The organism is Rhizobium sp. G21 (genome assembly GCF_014158035.1).
In the GTDB taxonomy this organism is placed as follows: Bacteria; Pseudomonadota; Alphaproteobacteria; order Rhizobiales; family Rhizobiaceae; genus Rhizobium_E.
In genome coordinates this window covers 3,795,690-3,812,028 of sequence record NZ_JACFXW010000001.1, presented here as the reverse complement: position 1 = coordinate 3,812,028, position 16,339 = coordinate 3,795,690, and the positions used below count along the sequence as shown (strand labels likewise).

Annotated in this window: 16 protein-coding genes; 14 read left to right on the top strand and 2 right to left on the bottom strand. The window is 64.3% G+C overall.

Annotation, left to right across the window (positions count from 1 at the left end; translation table 11 throughout):
• The first annotated feature begins 218 nt into the window (after window positions 1-218).
• The 12 genes from H2O14_RS18990 (at window position 219) to H2O14_RS18935 (ending at window position 12,125) form a co-directional block, all read left to right on the top strand.
• Complete coding sequence (locus tag H2O14_RS18990) at window positions 219-398, top strand: hypothetical protein (protein WP_182828883.1); 180 nt, start codon at window positions 219-221, stop codon at window positions 396-398.
• Window positions 380-1,192, top strand: coding sequence for an ABC transporter permease subunit (locus H2O14_RS18985; RefSeq protein WP_182828882.1), 813 nt, complete (start codon window positions 380-382; stop codon window positions 1,190-1,192). The genes H2O14_RS18990 and H2O14_RS18985 overlap by 19 nt, the downstream gene beginning before the upstream one ends.
• Window positions 1,189-1,827: an ATP-binding cassette domain-containing protein gene (locus H2O14_RS18980; protein ID WP_210275476.1), complete on the top strand. Its 639-nt coding sequence runs from the start codon at window positions 1,189-1,191 to the stop codon at window positions 1,825-1,827. The genes H2O14_RS18985 and H2O14_RS18980 overlap by 4 nt, the downstream gene beginning before the upstream one ends.
• 92 nt (window positions 1,828-1,919) lie before the next feature.
• On the top strand, window positions 1,920-3,605 hold the full coding sequence (locus tag H2O14_RS18975) for an FAD/NAD(P)-binding protein (protein ID WP_246697445.1): 1,686 nt from the start codon (window positions 1,920-1,922) through the stop codon (window positions 3,603-3,605).
• A 159-nt stretch (window positions 3,606-3,764) separates the two neighbouring features.
• Complete coding sequence (locus tag H2O14_RS18970) at window positions 3,765-4,703, top strand: hypothetical protein (protein ID WP_182828881.1); 939 nt, start codon at window positions 3,765-3,767, stop codon at window positions 4,701-4,703.
• Window positions 4,703-7,252, top strand: a complete 2,550-nt coding sequence (locus tag H2O14_RS18965) for an Ig-like domain-containing protein (protein WP_246697662.1) — start codon at window positions 4,703-4,705, stop codon at window positions 7,250-7,252. The genes H2O14_RS18970 and H2O14_RS18965 overlap by 1 nt, the downstream gene beginning before the upstream one ends.
• Window positions 7,182-7,859 carry a hypothetical protein gene (locus H2O14_RS28970; RefSeq protein ID WP_182828879.1) on the top strand — a complete coding sequence of 226 codons (678 nt, stop codon included), beginning with the start codon at window positions 7,182-7,184 and terminating at the stop codon, window positions 7,857-7,859. Before H2O14_RS18965 ends, H2O14_RS28970 begins: the two co-directional genes overlap by 71 nt.
• 149 nt (window positions 7,860-8,008) lie before the next feature.
• Window positions 8,009-8,488, top strand: coding sequence for a pyridoxamine 5'-phosphate oxidase family protein (locus H2O14_RS18955; RefSeq protein WP_182828878.1), 480 nt, complete (start codon window positions 8,009-8,011; stop codon window positions 8,486-8,488).
• Window positions 8,489-8,512: 24 nt separating this feature from the next.
• Window positions 8,513-8,761, top strand: a complete 249-nt coding sequence (locus H2O14_RS18950; RefSeq protein ID WP_182828877.1) for a DUF2188 domain-containing protein — start codon at window positions 8,513-8,515, stop codon at window positions 8,759-8,761.
• Between the two features lie 385 nt (window positions 8,762-9,146).
• Window positions 9,147-10,406 (top strand): glycosyltransferase, encoded by a 1,260-nt coding sequence (locus H2O14_RS18945; RefSeq protein WP_182828876.1) that lies wholly within the window; start codon window positions 9,147-9,149, stop codon window positions 10,404-10,406.
• A gap of 25 nt (window positions 10,407-10,431) precedes the next feature.
• Window positions 10,432-11,598, top strand: coding sequence for a glycosyltransferase family 4 protein (locus H2O14_RS18940; RefSeq protein WP_182828875.1), 1,167 nt, complete (start codon window positions 10,432-10,434; stop codon window positions 11,596-11,598).
• A complete protein-coding gene (locus tag H2O14_RS18935; RefSeq protein ID WP_182828874.1) occupies window positions 11,595-12,125 on the top strand; it encodes a glycosyltransferase in 531 nt (176 codons plus the stop codon). Before H2O14_RS18940 ends, H2O14_RS18935 begins: the two co-directional genes overlap by 4 nt.
• On the opposite strand, the gene H2O14_RS18925 is transcribed toward H2O14_RS18935, so the two are convergent.
• Complete coding sequence (locus H2O14_RS18925) at window positions 12,122-13,426, bottom strand: NAD(P)-dependent oxidoreductase (RefSeq protein ID WP_246697444.1); 1,305 nt, start codon at window positions 13,424-13,426, stop codon at window positions 12,122-12,124. The two genes, H2O14_RS18935 and H2O14_RS18925, sit on opposite strands and share 4 nt — an antisense overlap.
• Window positions 13,427-13,632: 206 nt before the next feature.
• On the opposite strand from H2O14_RS18925, the gene H2O14_RS18920 reads away from it, so the two are divergent.
• The gene (locus H2O14_RS18920) at window positions 13,633-14,568 is read left to right on the top strand and encodes a hypothetical protein (RefSeq protein WP_182828873.1); all 936 of its coding nucleotides are present in this window, start codon (window positions 13,633-13,635) and stop codon (window positions 14,566-14,568) included.
• 2 nt (window positions 14,569-14,570) lie between these two features.
• Window positions 14,571-14,876 (top strand): hypothetical protein, encoded by a 306-nt coding sequence (locus H2O14_RS18915; protein ID WP_182828872.1) that lies wholly within the window; start codon window positions 14,571-14,573, stop codon window positions 14,874-14,876.
• Here the strand turns inward: H2O14_RS18915 and H2O14_RS18910 are convergent.
• Complete coding sequence (locus tag H2O14_RS18910) at window positions 14,857-16,275, bottom strand: SGNH/GDSL hydrolase family protein (protein ID WP_182828871.1); 1,419 nt, start codon at window positions 16,273-16,275, stop codon at window positions 14,857-14,859. The two genes, H2O14_RS18915 and H2O14_RS18910, sit on opposite strands and share 20 nt — an antisense overlap.
• Window positions 16,276-16,339 lie beyond the last annotated feature (64 nt).

The window sequence follows — 16,339 nt, the reverse complement described above, 5'->3', positions numbered from 1 at the left end:
ATCGTCGCGGCCCTCGACCAGATCGCCGTCCGCCAGCAGATCGCCATGGCGCGCGCGCTCGGCTACGGCCGCGGCGTCGTCTGGATCAAGGTCGTCTTTCCGCAGGTCTACCGGCAGATCCGGCTGTCGGTCTATGCGGTTCTGGCTTTCACGCTGTCGGTGGTCGACGTCGCCATCATCCTCGGCCCGTCCAATCCCCCGTCCTCTCGGTCGCCGCGATGCGTTGGTTCACGGCCGCCGACGTCGATCTCCTGCTGCCGGCCGCCGCCGCCGCCATCCTGCAGATCGGCGTCGTGGCCGGCGGCGTCCTGGTCTGGTGGACCGGCGAACACCTCGTCGGCGCGATCGGGCGATGGGTCGTCCGCCGCGGCGGCCGGGGATGCGAAGCGAGCCGCTGATCCGGCTGGCGTCAGTGGCCGCGGCGACGCTGATGGCCGTCGGATTGTCGGCGATCGTTTCGCTGTTCGTCTGGTCTGTGGCCTGGCGCTGGACCTTTCCCGACAGCCTGCCGTCCGCCTGGTCGCTGACGGGCTGGAGCCGCTCGGCCGCCGGCTGGTCCTCGGCGCTTCTCGACACCGTTCTGCTCGGGATACTGTCCACGCTGATCTCGGCCGTCGCGGCGATCCTGTGGCTCGAAGGGGAGGACCGCAGCGGCCGCAGGCTGCCGGCCGCCGCCACAGCGTTGATCTATCTTCCTCTGATGGCGCCGCAGATCGCCTTTCTCTACGGTCTGCAGGTCGTTTCGCTCCAGGTCGGGCTCGATGGCCTCTGGGCCTCGGTGCTATGGGGCCATGTGCTGTTCGTGTTTCCCTACATCATGCTCGCCCTCGGCGATCCCTGGCGAGCGCTCGACCCGCGCTACGCCCGCGCCGCCGCCGCGCTCGGCGTTTCGCCGATGCGGACGCTGATCCTGGTCAAATTGCCGCTGCTCCTGCGGCCGCTGCTGGCGGCGACAGCCATCGGTTTCTCCGTGAGCGTCGCCCTGTATCTGCCGACGCTTTTCCTCGGGGCGGGCCGCATCAGCACATTGACCACCGAGGCGGTGACCTTGTCGTCCGGCGGTGACCGTCGCATCGTCGGCGTCTACGCCTTTCTGCAGGCATTGCTGCCGATGCTGGCTTATGCCGCCGCATTGGGTTTGCCGCGCCGGCTGTTTTCAAACCGTCGCGATCTGAATGGAGACGCCAGTTGAAGCCGCTCATCCTCCAACATGTCGCCATCGGCCTGCGCAATGGTTCGCAATCATTGATCGCTCCGCTCGATCTGACTGTCGCGCCCGGGGAGATTGCGACGGTGACGGGCCCGAGCGGCATCGGCAAGTCGACCCTGCTCGCCTTCATCGGCGGTCACCTCGATCGCGCGTTCCGCGCCGATGGCCGCATCCTGATCGGTGATCGCGACTTGACGAAGATCCCTGCCGAGAAACGCAGGATCGGCATCCTGTTTCAGGACGACCTGCTCTTTCCGCATCTGTCGGTGGGCGACAACCTCGCCTTCGGGCTGCGGCAGGACATACGCGGCGGCGCGGAGCGCAGGAAGCATGTCCAGACTGCGCTCGAAGCCGCCGGCCTCGATGGCTTCATCGATCGCGATCCGTCCACGCTTTCGGGAGGCCAGAGGGCGCGTGTGGCGCTGATGCGAACGCTTCTGGCCGCGCCCGAAGCATTGCTCCTGGACGAACCCTTTTCCAAACTCGACAGCAGCTTGCGCGACGAATTCAGGAGTTTCGTCTTCGCGCATGCTCGCCGCAACCGACTGCCGGTGTTGTTGGTCACCCATGACGACGCGGACGCCATTGCCGCGGGCGGCGTGCGGATCGGCCTTTGAGCCTCGTCGACGGCGATCGCATAGATGCTTCGCACGGAACTTAGTGCGGCCCGCGACATTGTGCGATCGAGGCAATTCCGCCGAAATCAGGCATGTTTTTCGTTATGATTACTTCCGTCGCCATTATCGGCTCCGGTCCGACCGGGATCTATACGCTAAAGGGCCTCGTCGCCGGCCAGAGACCGATCAGGATCACCATCTTCGAACGAGAAAGCGAACCGGGCAAGGGAACGCCCTATCATCCAGATATGAATGATCGCGCCATGCTGTCGAACATCGCCAGCATCGAACTTCCGCCGGTCTGCGAAACGCTGGTCGACTGGCTCGGACGACAGTCGGATGCGACGCTCGCCGAGCTGGGCGTTCGACGCGACGCCATCGATGTGCGGGAATTCTACCCGCGCGTCGTGCTCGGCGACTATTTCAAGGCCCAGTTCGATCAGCTTCTCGTCGCCGGCGCGGCGCGGGGCCACGACATCGTGGTGGAGGGCGGACGCGACGTCGTCGATATCGAGCTCCATGAGAGTGAGATCCGCCTCCTCGTCGAAGACCAAGACGGCGCGCAAGAAAATTTCGTCTTCGACCATGTGGTGATGGCGACCGGTCACGACTGGCCGGAGACGACCGAGATCAAGCCCGGCTATTTCGTCTCGCCCTGGCCGGCGCCGATCCTGAAGACGATCCCGGCCTGCAAGGTCGGCATATTGGGCACGTCCTTGAGCGCCATCGATGCGCTGGTCACCATCGCCACCCGCCATGGCGGCTTCCTTCTCGATGAGGCCGGTGTCTTGCAATATGCGCCCTCGCCCGGTTCGGACGCGCTTACGGTGACGATGATGTCGCGCAAGGGCGTCCTGCCGGAAGCCGATTTCTATTGCGAATTTCCATACCGCCCCCTCGACATCTGCACGCCGGAAGCGGTTGACCATCTTGTCGAAACGCGAAGACACGATCTGCTGGACGCGGTCTTCGATCTTTTCAAGCGCGAGCTCGCCGCCTGCGATCCCGCCTACGCCGCCGCGATCGGCCTGTCGCTGCAAACGGTTGAGACGATCGGCGCCGCTTATTTTGGAGCGCGCGAGTCGTCGGATCCCTTCGTCTGGGCTGCGATGAATCTCGCGGAAGCCGAAGCCAACAAGGCGAACAGGCATGTCGTCGAATGGCGCTATGCGATCCTGCGCATGCACGAGGTGATCGCAAGAGCCATTCCTCACCTGCACGACCAGGACCTCGACCGCTTCCACAAATATTTCAAGACCCTGTTCGTCGACGACTACGCCACCGTGCCGCACGATTCCATCCGCCGCTTGCTGGCCCTGCGCCGCGCGGGCAAGCTGACCGTGATCGCGCTGGGCGACGAAAGCGAAATCGACAATGCATCGGTCGCGCGCGGCGCCGTGGTCGCCGTCGGCGAAGAGAGGCTCGCCTTCGACGCCTTTATCGACGCCACAGGCCAACATCCGCTTTCGGCGCGCGACATGCCCTTCCCGACGCTCCGCCAACAGGGCGTGATCCGCAAGGCGTCGAGCAGGGTCGCCGATCTCCTATCGGAAGGCGACGACGGCGCGATCCGCCGCACGGGCGGCGTGGACCTCGACGGGGCTTTTCGGCCGATCTTCGAACGCCCCCTCACCAACAGGCTCTATTGCGGCTCGATCGCCTTTCTTCTGCACAAACTGCCCTTCGTTCAGGGGATCACCAGCGCGCGCGATATCGGTCAGGTCATTTCCGCCGCGATCATCGAGGAGGTGGACAAAGGAGAGCTCGTCGCGGCGTGAAGTTGCTTTTTTGGGTGCGCTATGGTCGCGGTCGCCGCCGCATGCATGGCATCGTTCGCCGCCGCGCCCAAAAACGCCTCACCCAACGTCATGAAAAATCTGCATACCCAAAAGTGGTGATGAAATTCGCGGAGCAAGTGGTTACCGAAAGGTATCGCTTTGCGGTTCGACGGATTTTCAATTCACTTTTGGGACAGACAGATGACGATTTTCGAGGGCGGCGCAGAAACTCGGGTCAACACGGCGCTTCCGGGCGACCAGTCGGACGCGCAAATCACCATGTTGAAGGACGGCGGCTGGGTGATCACCTGGACCGACCCCAACGACGGCAACGATTCAGGCATTTTCCAGCAAGCGTACAACGCCGATGGAACGACGCTCGGCGCGCAGACTCAGGTTAATACGTTAACGCATTTCCGCCAGTTTCATTCTCAGGTCGCAGCACTGGCCGACGGCGGCTGGATCGTGACCTATACCGGCTGGGACTCGGGCGGCTACGGAGTCTATAAGCAGCTTTTCACTGCCGACGGCACGAAGAGCGGCGTCGAGACGCTCGTCAACACGACTCAGACCTTCGATCAAGAGCGCTCCGCCCTCACAGTTCTCGCTGACGGAAGCTATGTCATCGCCTGGGCCAGCCATATGCAGGACGGGGGCGGCGATGGATACGGCGTTTACCAGCAGCTCTACAGCGCCGATGGCGCCAAGATCGGTGGTGAAACCATCGTCAACACCACCATTTTGGGAAGCCAGAAAGCGCCGAACATCGCGCTTCTCGCCAATGGCGGCTATGTCGTCTCTTGGACGCAGGCGAGTGACGACTTGTCGGCAGGCGTGGTCTACTCGCAGACCTTCGACGCAGCGGGCGCAAAGGTCGGCTCCGAGCACAGCCACGCCGTCAGCGGCAAGGGCGCTGTCGACAGCCAGGTGGCCGGACTCGCCGACGGCGGCTATGTCGTCACCTGGATCAATCAACAGTCCTCCGGCAATATCGCCACCGGCGCCTACGCGCAGGTTTATAATGCCGACGGCACGGAGCGCGGCGGCGAAATCACCGTCTCGTCCAATCTGGGGGATATCGCAACGATTGGTCGGTGATGCAGCCCGACGTGACGGGCCTTCCGAACGGCGAATTCATCGTTGTCTGGACACAGAATGACGGAAACAACCGTGGCGTCTATGCGCAGGCTTACAATGCCGATGGATCTGCGGATGGATCATCCTTCCTGGTTTCGGAAGACATTTCCAACGACCTGATGGAGCCTCAGATCGTCTCCACCGGCGATGGCGGCTTTAAGGTCGTCTGGCGCGAATCCGGTTTCGACAGCTCGACGGATGTGTATGTGCGCACGTTCAATCCCGCCAACAACGCACCCACCGGCGCGGACGCCACGCTCTACGCCGATGAAGACGAGCCCTATGTCTTCAGCATCGACGATTTCGGTTTCGAGGACACCGATGGCGACGACCTCGGCGGCGTGACCATCGACAGTCTGCCCGAAACCGGAACGCTGACCCTGAACGACGTCGAAGTGACCGCAGGCCAGTTCATCGCCGCCGAGGATATCAGGTCGCTCGTCTGGATGCCGGCGGCCGACGCCAGCGGCGAGGGCCTCGCCAGCTTCACCTTCACCGTCGTCGATTCCAAAGGCAAGTCGTCGGACGTCTCGAATACGATCACCTTCGACGTCGAGGAAGTTCCCGAACTCCTGGGTTATGAGGGCGGCGCCGAGGTCCGGGTGAACACAACGATTGCCGGCGACCAGTGGGATGCGCAGGTGACGATGCTGGCCGATGGCGGCTGGGTGGTCACCTGGACGGATCCCGGCAAGGACGGTAACGACAACGGCGTCTTCCAGCAGGCCTATGATTCCGAAGGCGCGCCGCTCGGCGGAGAAACGCAGGTCAACACGGCGACCTATTTCCGCCAGTTCAACTCTCAGGTCGCAGCGCTGCCCGAGGGCGGCTGGATCGTGACTTACACGGGCTGGGACTCCAACGACTACGGCATCTACAAACAGGTCTTCAACGCCGACGGCACTAAGAATGGCGTCGAAACGCTCGTCAATACGACCCAGGCCGATTCTCAGGCGCAGTCCGCCATCACCGTTTTCGAAGACGGCGGCTATGCGATCGCCTGGGCCAGCAATCTTCAGGACGGCAACGCCGCCGGGATCTTCCAGCAACTCTACAACGCCGACGGCACGAAGAATGGCGCCGAAGTTCAGGTGAACACCACCACCATCGGCAACCAGATCATGCCCAATATCACGGCGCTCGCCGCAGGCGGCTACGTGATGTCCTGGACGCAGGCGAGCGACGACATGTCTTCGGGCGTCGTCTATTCGCAGATGTTCGACGATACCGGCGCAAAGATCGGCTCTGAACACAGCCATGCCGTCAGCGGCAAGGGCGCTGTCGACAGCCAGGTGTCCGGGCTCGCCGACGGCGGCTATGTCGTGACCTGGGCCAATCAGCAGGCTTCCGGCTCCATCGCCACCGGCGTCTTCGCACAGATCTACAACGCCGACGGAACGGAGCGCGGCGCAGAAGTCACGGTCTCGCCCAATCTCGGCGGGGCGGCCAATCTCTGGTCGGTGATGCAGCCCGACGTGCTCGGCCTGCCGAACGGCGACTTCATCATCGTCTGGACTCAGGGCGACGATTCGGGCCGCGGCGTGTTCGGTCAGGTCTTCAATTCGGATGGCACGACCGACGGCGCTAGATTCACGATCACCGCTGACGCGGCCTCCGACCAGATGGAGCCGCAGATCACGGCGACCGACGACGGCTTCATGGTAGTCTGGCGCGAATTCGGCAGCGAAAGCACGACCGACATCTATAGCCGCAGGTTCTCTGCGGTCTACGAAAGCGACAATGCCGCACCCACGGGTTCCGACGCGACTATCTCGGTTCTCGAGGATGCGAGCCATGTCTTCTCCGCGGAAGATTTCGGCTTCAGCGACGACGACGGCGACGATCTCGCTTCGGTGACCATCAAGTCCCTGCCTGAAAACGGCGCGCTGACCCTGAATGGCGAAGCCATCGGCGAAGGCGTCGAGATTGCCGCCGAAGATCTGGGCAACCTCGTCTGGACGCCCGAAGCCGACGCCAATGGCGAGAATTTCGCCGAATTCGAATTCTCCGTCACCGACGAGGCGGGCTCAACATCCGAAGAGAGCTATGTCATCAGCTTCGACGTCGAGGCCGTCAACGACGCGCCGACCGGCGCCGACAAGACCTTGACCACGTTGGAAGACACGACGCTGACGCTCTCCGCATCGGATTTCGCCTTCAACGATGTCGACGGAGAGATGCTGGCTTCGATCACGATCGAGGTGCTTCCGGAAAACGGCAGGCTCACCTTGAACGGCGAGGATGTCGCCCAAGGCGCAGAGATCTCCGCAAAGGATCTGGCCGGCCTCGCCTGGACGCCTGCCGCCAATGCCAATGGCGACGATCTCGCGAGCTTCGAATTCACCGTCGCCGACGAGGCCGGCGCTCCTTCGGAGGAGGCCTATACGATGACCTTCGACGTCGCGGCGGTCAACGACGCCCCCGGGCGCCAACAAAACGGTGACCGTCAAGGAAGACGCCAGCGTCAAGCTGACCGCGGCGAATTTCGGCTTCAGCGACGCCGACGGTGACAGGTTCGCGGGCGTCAAGATCATCGCCCTTCCAAACTCCGGAGATCTCATGCTGGCCGGCAAGGCCGTCAAGGCCGGACAGACCATCGACGCGAGCAAATTGTCGAAGCTGGTCTGGACGCCCGATGAAAACGACGCGGGCAACGGCCTCGGCAAGATCGGCTTCAAGGTGATGGACGATGGCGGCCGGGAAAATGGCGGTATCGACACAGATCCGACCACCAATGTCCTGAACATCAACGTCAAGGAGGTGCGTGATGTGTTCACCGGCACCTCCAAGGCCAACACGCTCACCGGCACCAAGTTTGCCGATACGCTCGACGGCCGAGGCGGTGCGGACAAGCTGACCGGCAAGGGCGGCGCCGACACGTTCGTGTTCGGCGACGGTTACGGCAAGGACACGATCACCGATTTCGCGATGAAAGGAAACGCCCACGACATCATCGATCTCGGCAACTCCGACGTCGTCGACAGCTTCGCCGAACTCAAAGCGGATCATCTGGTGCAGAAGGGCGCAAATGTCCTGGTCGACCTCGGCGACGGCGATGTGCTGACGCTTCTCAACGTCAAGATCAAGACCTTGACGGCCGATCACTTCGATTTCTGACCTGCCGCTTTCACGCGTTCACGACCCCGCCGGTCTCCGGCGGGGTCTTTTGCTGTCTGGCCGCGCATATCCAGCCTTCGCGATCGGGAAAGGGAACCTTCTCTCGGCGGCCTCCGTTCCTGTGTCGTTCAATCAGGAAAGGAATACCCATGGCCGATACCGACGATACGGAAAAAGTCTGGTCGCTGATCGACAAGATCGGCTTCTGCATGCTGGTGACCAAGATCGGCGACGACATGCGCGCGCGCCCGATGAGCGCCTATTCCGAACAGATCGACAACGCGATCTATTTCCTCACCGATGTCGCCAGCCACAAGGATGACGAGATCGCCCGCTATCCGAACGTCTGCCTGGCTTTCGCCGACTCCAAGGGACAGAAATATGTGTCTCTATCGGGCAAAGCCGAAGTCCTGAACGACCGCGAGCGCATCCGCGAACTCTGGGCCACCCCGGCCAAGGCCTGGTGGGACAGCCCCGACGATCCGTCGATCCGCATTCTCAAGGTCACTCCGGCTTTCGCCGAATATTGGGACAGCCCCGGCACCGTGATCAGCTATATCAAGATGGCCGCCGCCGCGGTGTCCAACAGCAAACCAGACATGGGCGACAACGCCCGGGTCACGATGTGACGAGCCAGGACGGGAGAAGCGGTCATGACGACAATTTCCTATAACATCGTCGAGCATGACGGCGGCTGGGCCTACAAGCTCGGCGACGTCTTTTCGGAAACCTTCCCCGATCACGCCTCGGCGCTCGCCGCGGCGCGCCTGGTGGCGCTCGAACATCAGGTGGGCGGCGAGTCCGCCGAGATTTCCTATCAGGACTCGCGCGGCCAGTGGCACCAGGAACATGCCGACGGCGGTGATCGCCCCGAAGCCGTCGTGCGCGACGCAGATGCGTGACCGCGTGTCGATCGAAACGCTGAAAACGATGGCCGCCCTTGAATTGACATTCGAGGGCGGCTTTGCCTTGGGTTGAAGATTCTTCTTGCGCAAGCTGCAATTCTGCGCTTACTTATAATTGTAATCCATCTGATAATCTGAGTTTTCGCCCTGTCGAGGTGTTGAACGGCAACTATAGTTTGCTCGTAATACCCGCTCGCGCCTTCGTCGCGCCCGTCGGTCTGAAATAAGACTTTCCATCCCGCTATCGAAATTGCGAGCGGGAAAGGCAACGTCGCGAATTTGCTGATGTAATTCATGAAGAGATCGAGGCGAGCATGCCTTCGCCTGCAGATGCGCGCCGTCTGCGGAACGGCGGCGCATGCGCCCTGTCAGGGAGTGTTTCATGCGCGTTCTCCTGCTAACGCCGCTCTATCCGCCTTATGCGCAAGGCGGCGCCGAACTGTCGGCGCAGGGTCTCGCCCGTTGGCTGGGCGATCGGGGCCATGAGGTCGCCGTGCTCACGGCGGCGAAGGACGCTGAGACCGAGTGTTGGGATGAGAGACGCGACGGGGCGAGGATTTTTCGACTGCCTTTTCCACGGCCCTATTCTATTCACAAGCAGGGGCGCGGCGTCCCGCGTTGGTTGAAACCGCTATGGCATCTCGGCGATCACTGTGATCCGCGCAATCTTCGGATCATGGAGCGCGTTGTCGACGCCGTCAGGCCCGATGTCGCGACGCTGCATTCGCTGGTCGGGCTCGGACACAATATCGTCGCTCCGCTCGCCGCGCGCGATATCCCGACGCTCTACGTGCTGCCGGATCTCGCTTTGGCCTGCCTGCGCGCCACGATGTTTCGCCTGGGACGCGCCTGTGAAGGTCGTTGCCTGGAATGCCGGCTCTCTGCCGCCGTGAAACGCGCGGCGCTGCGGCGCCTGCCGCGCCTCGGCTTCGTCTCGCCTTCGCAGGCCAATCTCGATCGGCTCGCGGCGGCAGGCGCTTTTGACGGACGACCGACGCGCGTCATCGCCAATGTCAACGCCTATCCTGCGCCGCGCCGCCCGCGAACGGCTTCCGCCGCGCCCCGTTTCACCTATGTCGGTCGGCTCGACGCGCCGAAAGGGGTGGAATGCCTGTTGCAGGCCGCGCGCGCGGCGCGGCAACGGGCGGCGTTCACGCTGACGATCATCGGCGCCGGCGGCGAGGAAGCCCGCCTGCGCGCCGCCTATGGCGATTGCGACTGGCTCGAATTCACCGGCTGGCTGCCGCTCGATGAGGCGGTCGAGGCGATCCACCAGGCCGATGCGCTCTGCCTGCCGTCGCTCTGGCCGGAAAATCTGCCGGGGGCGGCGGTGATCGCGCTCGGCAACGCCGCGCCCGTGCTCGCGAGCGCCATAGGCGGCTTGCCGGAATTGGTGCGCGAGGGCGTCGATGGCAGGCTGCTTCCGCCCGGAGACGTGGCCGCATGGCGCGATGCGTTGATCGATCTGGCGCTACATCCCGAACGGCTCGCATCCATGCGCATCGCCGCCGGCGACAAGGTCCGCCGCTTCGCGCCGGATAGGCTGGGCGAAGACTATCTCGACTTCATGTCGGAGATCCGCGCCCGGCCGCAGCAGGGGCGCGGCGCGGCGCAAAGCAGCCTCGTCTTGCAGGAAGGATGACGCAGGAACGGGTCAGGGGGAGACGATGACCGGGGACAACAGCGCAGGCGATGGCGGAGCCATATCAAAACCGGCAAGGGAGGAGCGTGAGGGCCGACTCTGGTTCGTGGGCCATCTCGATGGGCCGCCGAATGGGCAGATCGTCGCCAACCGCCTCATGCTCTCGCTGCTCGAAACGCGGGCGAGCGTGTGGCGCCTGCCGCTCGGCGCATCCCCATGGCGAAAGGTCTCGGCTGCGCTCCGTCTCGCCGCCACGGCGCTTCGGAGCTCGCCGCGCGACCGGGTCTATGTGTCGCTGCCCGGGCAACGCGGCGGCTGGCTGTTGTTGGCTGCGCTGCTGGCTTTTCGGCTGAAGCGCGCGCGTCTCTTTCTGCACCACCACTCCTATCGCGCCTTGAGGGCGGCGCCGACATTGCTCGGTCATGCTCTCACCTGGGCCGCAGGACCTCGGGCCGTCCATATTCTCCTGTCCCACGCGATGGCGACCACGTTTGCCGCGCGCTATCTGCCGGCGGAGGCCGCGCCGCCCCTCATTCTCTCCAACGCCGCCCTGTTGCCTGCGCCTGCCCGCGCGACCCGGAAGAACGGCCCGATCACCATCGGCCTTCTCGGCGCCTGGACGCCGGAAAAGGGCGTTCTCCAGGGCCTCGACCTGCTCGAACAGCTGCTCCGGTCCGATCCGGATCTTCATGCCGCCGTCGCCGGCGCGCCGTCTCGCGGTGCCGAAACCGTGGCGATAGCGATCGCGGCGGCTGCCGCACGCTGGCCGGGGCGTTTTACGGTCGACGGCTGGCTGGAGGGAGAAGACAAGGCGGCGTTTCTCGCCAGGCTCGATTGCCTCCTGCTGCCGTCGCGCCTGCCCGACGAGGCGGAGCCGCTGAGTATGCTCGAAGCCTACTCCGCCGGCGCCGATGTCCTGGCGACCCCGCTCGGCGCCATTCCCGAACGTATCCGCATGGCCGACCGCCTGCTCACGTTGAACATCGAGGACGATGTCGATCGCATTGCCCGCGCCATTGCCGAACGTCGATCCGATCGGCGCGCCGCGACCAGGGCCTGCCGCGATCATGCTCTCCGCTTTCACTACGGCAGCCTGTCGGCGCGGGAGCTGCTGTTGACGCGCCTGACCGAGCAGGCGATCCCCGCCCCGAACGTCGGATTGGCGCACGTCGCTCCGGGCGTGACACCATGACCGCGCCCGAAGATCTCGACGTCGTCATCGTCAATCACTGTTCCACACAGGCCTGTCTGCGGCTGCTCCGCTCGATCCGCGATCATGGCGTCGCGCGGCCGGCTCACATCGTCGTCGTCGATCACAGTGAGACGCCGGATCCGGCCTTGGCCGCCGGACGGGGCGATGACGTCGGCCTGATCCGACCGAGCCGCAACGGCGGCTTCGCCGCCGGCGTCAATATCGGAGCGGCGGCGGGTTCGGCGCCTGCTCTGCTCATTCTCAACGCAGACATGCTGTTCGTCGACAATCCCCTCGGGCCGGCGCTCGATCTTCTGAGCAAGAGGGCGGAGATCGGCGCGATCGGTCTCGACCTGCAATCGCCGGCGGGGAGCGCCAGTTCGCCGGCCGTCGCTTCTACAGCCTCGCGGACATCGTTGCGCGGCGCCTCCCGGGCCTCGCGAGGATGTGCGAGGCGCGTATCGATCGCCATCTCATGCGCCGCGAATGGACGGAGGGGCGGCCCTTTGCGGTGGGCTGGACGCTAGGCGGCGGATTTCTTGCTCGGCGCAGCGCCTTCGACGCCGTAGGCGGCATGGACGCCGGCTTCTTCCTCTATATGGAGGATGTCGATTTCGGCCTCAGGCTGGGCAAAGCCGGCTTTCTGACGCTCGCCCTGCCCGGCGCCCGGCTGATCCATGAACATCGCCGAGCCAGCGCCGGCCGCCTCCTGAGCCGCGCCTGCCGTCTGCATCTGCGCAGTCTGGCCCGCTTCATCGCCAAGCACGGACTGCCGATCCTGCGCGCGCCGGAGCATCTCGACATGCTCCACGCCCAGATTGTCGAAGGTTCCGAGCGTATCGGCGCTCCAGCGCGCGAAGGCGGAAGCCAGCATGCCGCGCCGCACGGCGCCGTGATTGAGCAGCCAGAGCGGCAGGACGTCGGTCGACCGCACGAGCTTGAGCACGCGGTCGGGGTGTATGCCGAGATTGAACAGCGCCAGCGGCCGGAGAAGCCGCGCCGCCGTCATCACCACCCAGCGCGGCACCAGCACTTCGCGCGCTTTGGGGAAATGGACGGCCTTGAACGTCTTGACGATCTCCTCGATCGTGTAGTGGTCGGGATAGGCGGCGTTGAACAGGACCGACCGCACTTTCAGGGAGCGGGCATAAAAAAGCGCGTCGATGAGATCCTCGACATAGAAACAGGCCTTCACCGTGTCCTTGCGGCCGGGATAGACGAACAGGCCGCCGCGCATGAGCTTGGCGAGACGGGTGAAATTGCCGCCCTCGGCATGTCCGAAGATCACGGCGGGGCGCGTGATGATCAGCTGACGCGACGGCTGTTCCGACAGCCAGCTGCGATGAACACCCTCAGCCAGCCATTTCGACCAGCCATAGGCGCTTTCGGGATCTGGCGGCGTGTCCTCGGTCTTCACATCCTCGCTCGGCCCATACACCGAGATCGAACTGGTGAAGACGATGGAATCGACGCCGGCGCGGCGGGCATAGGCCGTCACCTCCGTCGCACCCTGAATATTGGTCTCGTAATATTCATGGTTGGCGTGGCCGGGTGTGGTGTGGACGGCGGCGAGATTATAGATCGCGCCGACGGCGTCCGGCACCGAGAAATCGGTAAGGTTGCGCACATCGCCGAATACGTAAGTGACGCCGGGCACGCGGATCTTGGGGTTGCGGATATCGACCGAATAGAGCTTGCCGATCCCTTCGGACGCCAGCCGCCGCAGGAGATGCGAGCCGATGAAGCCCGCGCCGCCGAACACGACCACCGCCTTGCCGGCGGGATGAACCTCGCGTCCGGAAATCGATATGGTCTTGGTCTCGGTCATGGCGCAGCCGTCTCTTCCTGGGACAACCGGTTCGGTTCAGCGCTCGAATCCGGTATCTTCGCGCAACGGTATCTCGTCGCGTTTGGGAGGACGCTAAGGGCCGGGCGATTAACAATCGGTTCTTTCGAGGTCGCTCACGAAGCGCGATGCCGAGACGTGGTGAACAAATCTTTGCTGTTTGCCCGACAGCACATCGCGCCGACGTCATGATCGGTCGCTACGCCTTGTTCGGCCTGATCCTGTTCGCCTGTCGCGACGCCGGCACCGGCGCGCTGCGCGCCGGCCTCGAACAAATCGGGGTCGGGCTGCTCTGGTATTTCGCCGATGTCGCAGCGGCCGGCGCCGCTGCGATCTTCGTTGCACTCCAGCTGGCGCATCGCAGGATGCTCGGTTTGCTGTTGCTGGCGGGCCTCGTCGCCTCGCTTGCGGCGGCGCTCGCCTTCATGGGCCCTCGGCCGCTGATGGCGCTCGCCGCCATCAAGATGATCCTGCCCGTATTCTCCGGCCTGATTTTCTTCCAGCGCAGGGTGGACGAAAGCGTTTTCACCGTTGCTGTGCTGACGGTTCTTCTCGTCGCGCTTTGCATGTCGGCGCTCGCCGAGCCATATGCCGCCTATCCCTGGGCGGACACCGGTTATCAGAGTTTTTCCGGCGCGAAGTCGGCGGTGAAATATTGGTGGCAACAGGGCGTAGCCCGCTATGGCGGCTTGTCGGGAGACAGCGCGCTGACGGCGGCGATGATCGTCTTTCTGGGCGCGCTCACCGCGCCGCGCCTGCCGCCGACGCTGTTCTGGGCGCTCGCGCCGATCTGTGGCGGCGCTTTGTGGCTGACGACGAGCAAGACGGGTCTGGTTGCCTTCCTCGTCCTCTGCCTGCTCCGGCCGCTGATCGTGGCGCCCGCTCCTGCCTTTGGCGCTCATGCCGTCCTGCGTGTGCTGGCCTCGGCGTCCTTCGCGACGATCCTCGCGCCGCCGCTCATGATGCTGCTGTTTTCGACCGTCGACAGCGAAACACTGCCGCCCCTCTTCGCCAGTTTCGCGGACCGGGCGGTCACCACCTGGGCCGCGCCGTTTCTCGTGGTCGCCGACATCCCAGCGGCCTCGTCACCGGCTGCGGCCTCGGCTGCTTCGCCACGCCGATGAGGTTGAGCGAAAGAGCGGCGCTTTCGACGCCGCTCGACAATTTTCACCTGACCAGCCTGCTGATGTTCGGTCCCGCCTATCTGCTCTTCCTCGCCGCCGCCATTATCGGCCTCGCGCGAGAAACATCCCGCGCAAAGCTCGCTATCGTCATTCTCTTCAATCTCTATGGACTGACCGTGCAGGCCTATGCGCCGAGTTTTCTCACCATGATGGCGGGCTATATGTTGAGCGGGGTCTTCTCGGAGCCGCGGCGCGCGTCGGCGCCGCGATCCGAATGGGCGTCATCCGTCAGATCAGCGTCGACCTGACATCGAGATGCGGCATGCGCAGCCGGACGACGCCCGCGCCTGGCGCAGCGCAAATGAGACCCAGCGCCTTGAAGCTGAGATAGCCCTTCGTGTCGTAGGCCGGCACGGCGATCGGCTCGGTCGCGTCTTCGAGCACGAAAGTCTCGACCGTGGGAAACACCCCATGCGCCGTATCGCTCATCACGCCCGAGGCGATCATGGTGGCGCCGACGCCGGCGGTGACGCCGTTGATCTCGATATAGGGCCGGGCGCAGGCAAGCCCGGCAGAGCCAGCCATAATCGTCACCGTCGAAAAGCCCTGAAGCACGTCGCCCGCCTGCCAGAAGGACGACGATCCGGCGAGATCTTGATAGACCCGCAGGCCGCCGCCGGCGGTGCTGACGCTATAGGCGATGACCAGATCGTTGCCGCCTTCCGCATTGGCTTCCACGCCCAACTGAAACGAGGTCGTGGTGTCGCCGGAACTGCGCGCGACCGTCCACTCATAGGGAACGGCCGTCGTGCCCGATGCGAGCGATCCGCCCGCACCGAGCACGCCGGCGGCGCCCGACGTCGCGTTGAACAGCGGATTGAGCGCCAGTTGCAGCCGATTGTCCGCAGAGCGCTGGTTCGCCCGGGACACCCGGCTGCGCGGCAACGGCCGCATCACCTCGCGTAGAATCTCCGCAAACGCTTTTGCGGCGTGATAGGCGCCGGTGACGCTTTCATGCGCCAGCACCGCATCGCCCGTGTGCAGATATCCGGCGCGGAAGGCGATCGAGACAGGCGTCGACGCCGGATCATGCAGAATGGCGGGCATGTCGAGAAGCCAGAGATTGGGCCTCAATTCCGCCGCCCGCCGCAGCGCCTGATTGTAGATCCACATTTGCCCGATCATGGCGGCGGAGAAGTTGCTCGCCCCGGCGCAGAGCGCGACGATCACCTTGAGGCCCAGCGCGAGCGCGGCGTCGATCTTGGCGAGCGTGTCGGCGAACGCCTGGGCGCCGGCCTGCGCCGGCGTCACCACGGCGCCGCTGACCGCATGCGTATAAGGCGCCTGCGAGAAGTTGTTCATGCCCTCGCTGATATAGAGCGCGCCCGCGCCCGAGGACAAGGCGGCCGGCAGGCGGGCCGCCGTCTGGTCGGTCCTGTCGCCCGACTTGCCGAAATTGCCGGATAAGATCAGCCTGGCGCCGGCCATCGCGGAGCCGAGAAAGACATGGTTGTAGGCCGCGCGGTTGCGCCGTTGCGAGTCGAGATGGACTTGTTCGGCGGTGCTGTCGCCGATGACCGCCAAAAGATTGGGCGATCGCGGCGCGAGGCAGGCGCCGAGGGAAGCGCGGCCGAACAGGCCCGCCGCATCATGGCCGATCAGATGGGTCAGCGCCCGGATTTCAGCGTTTTCGATATCCCCGGTCATTGGGGCGCCCTCCCGAACAAAGGGGAACGGCCGCCGGCTGTGGCAAAGGTGAGAAGCACACGGC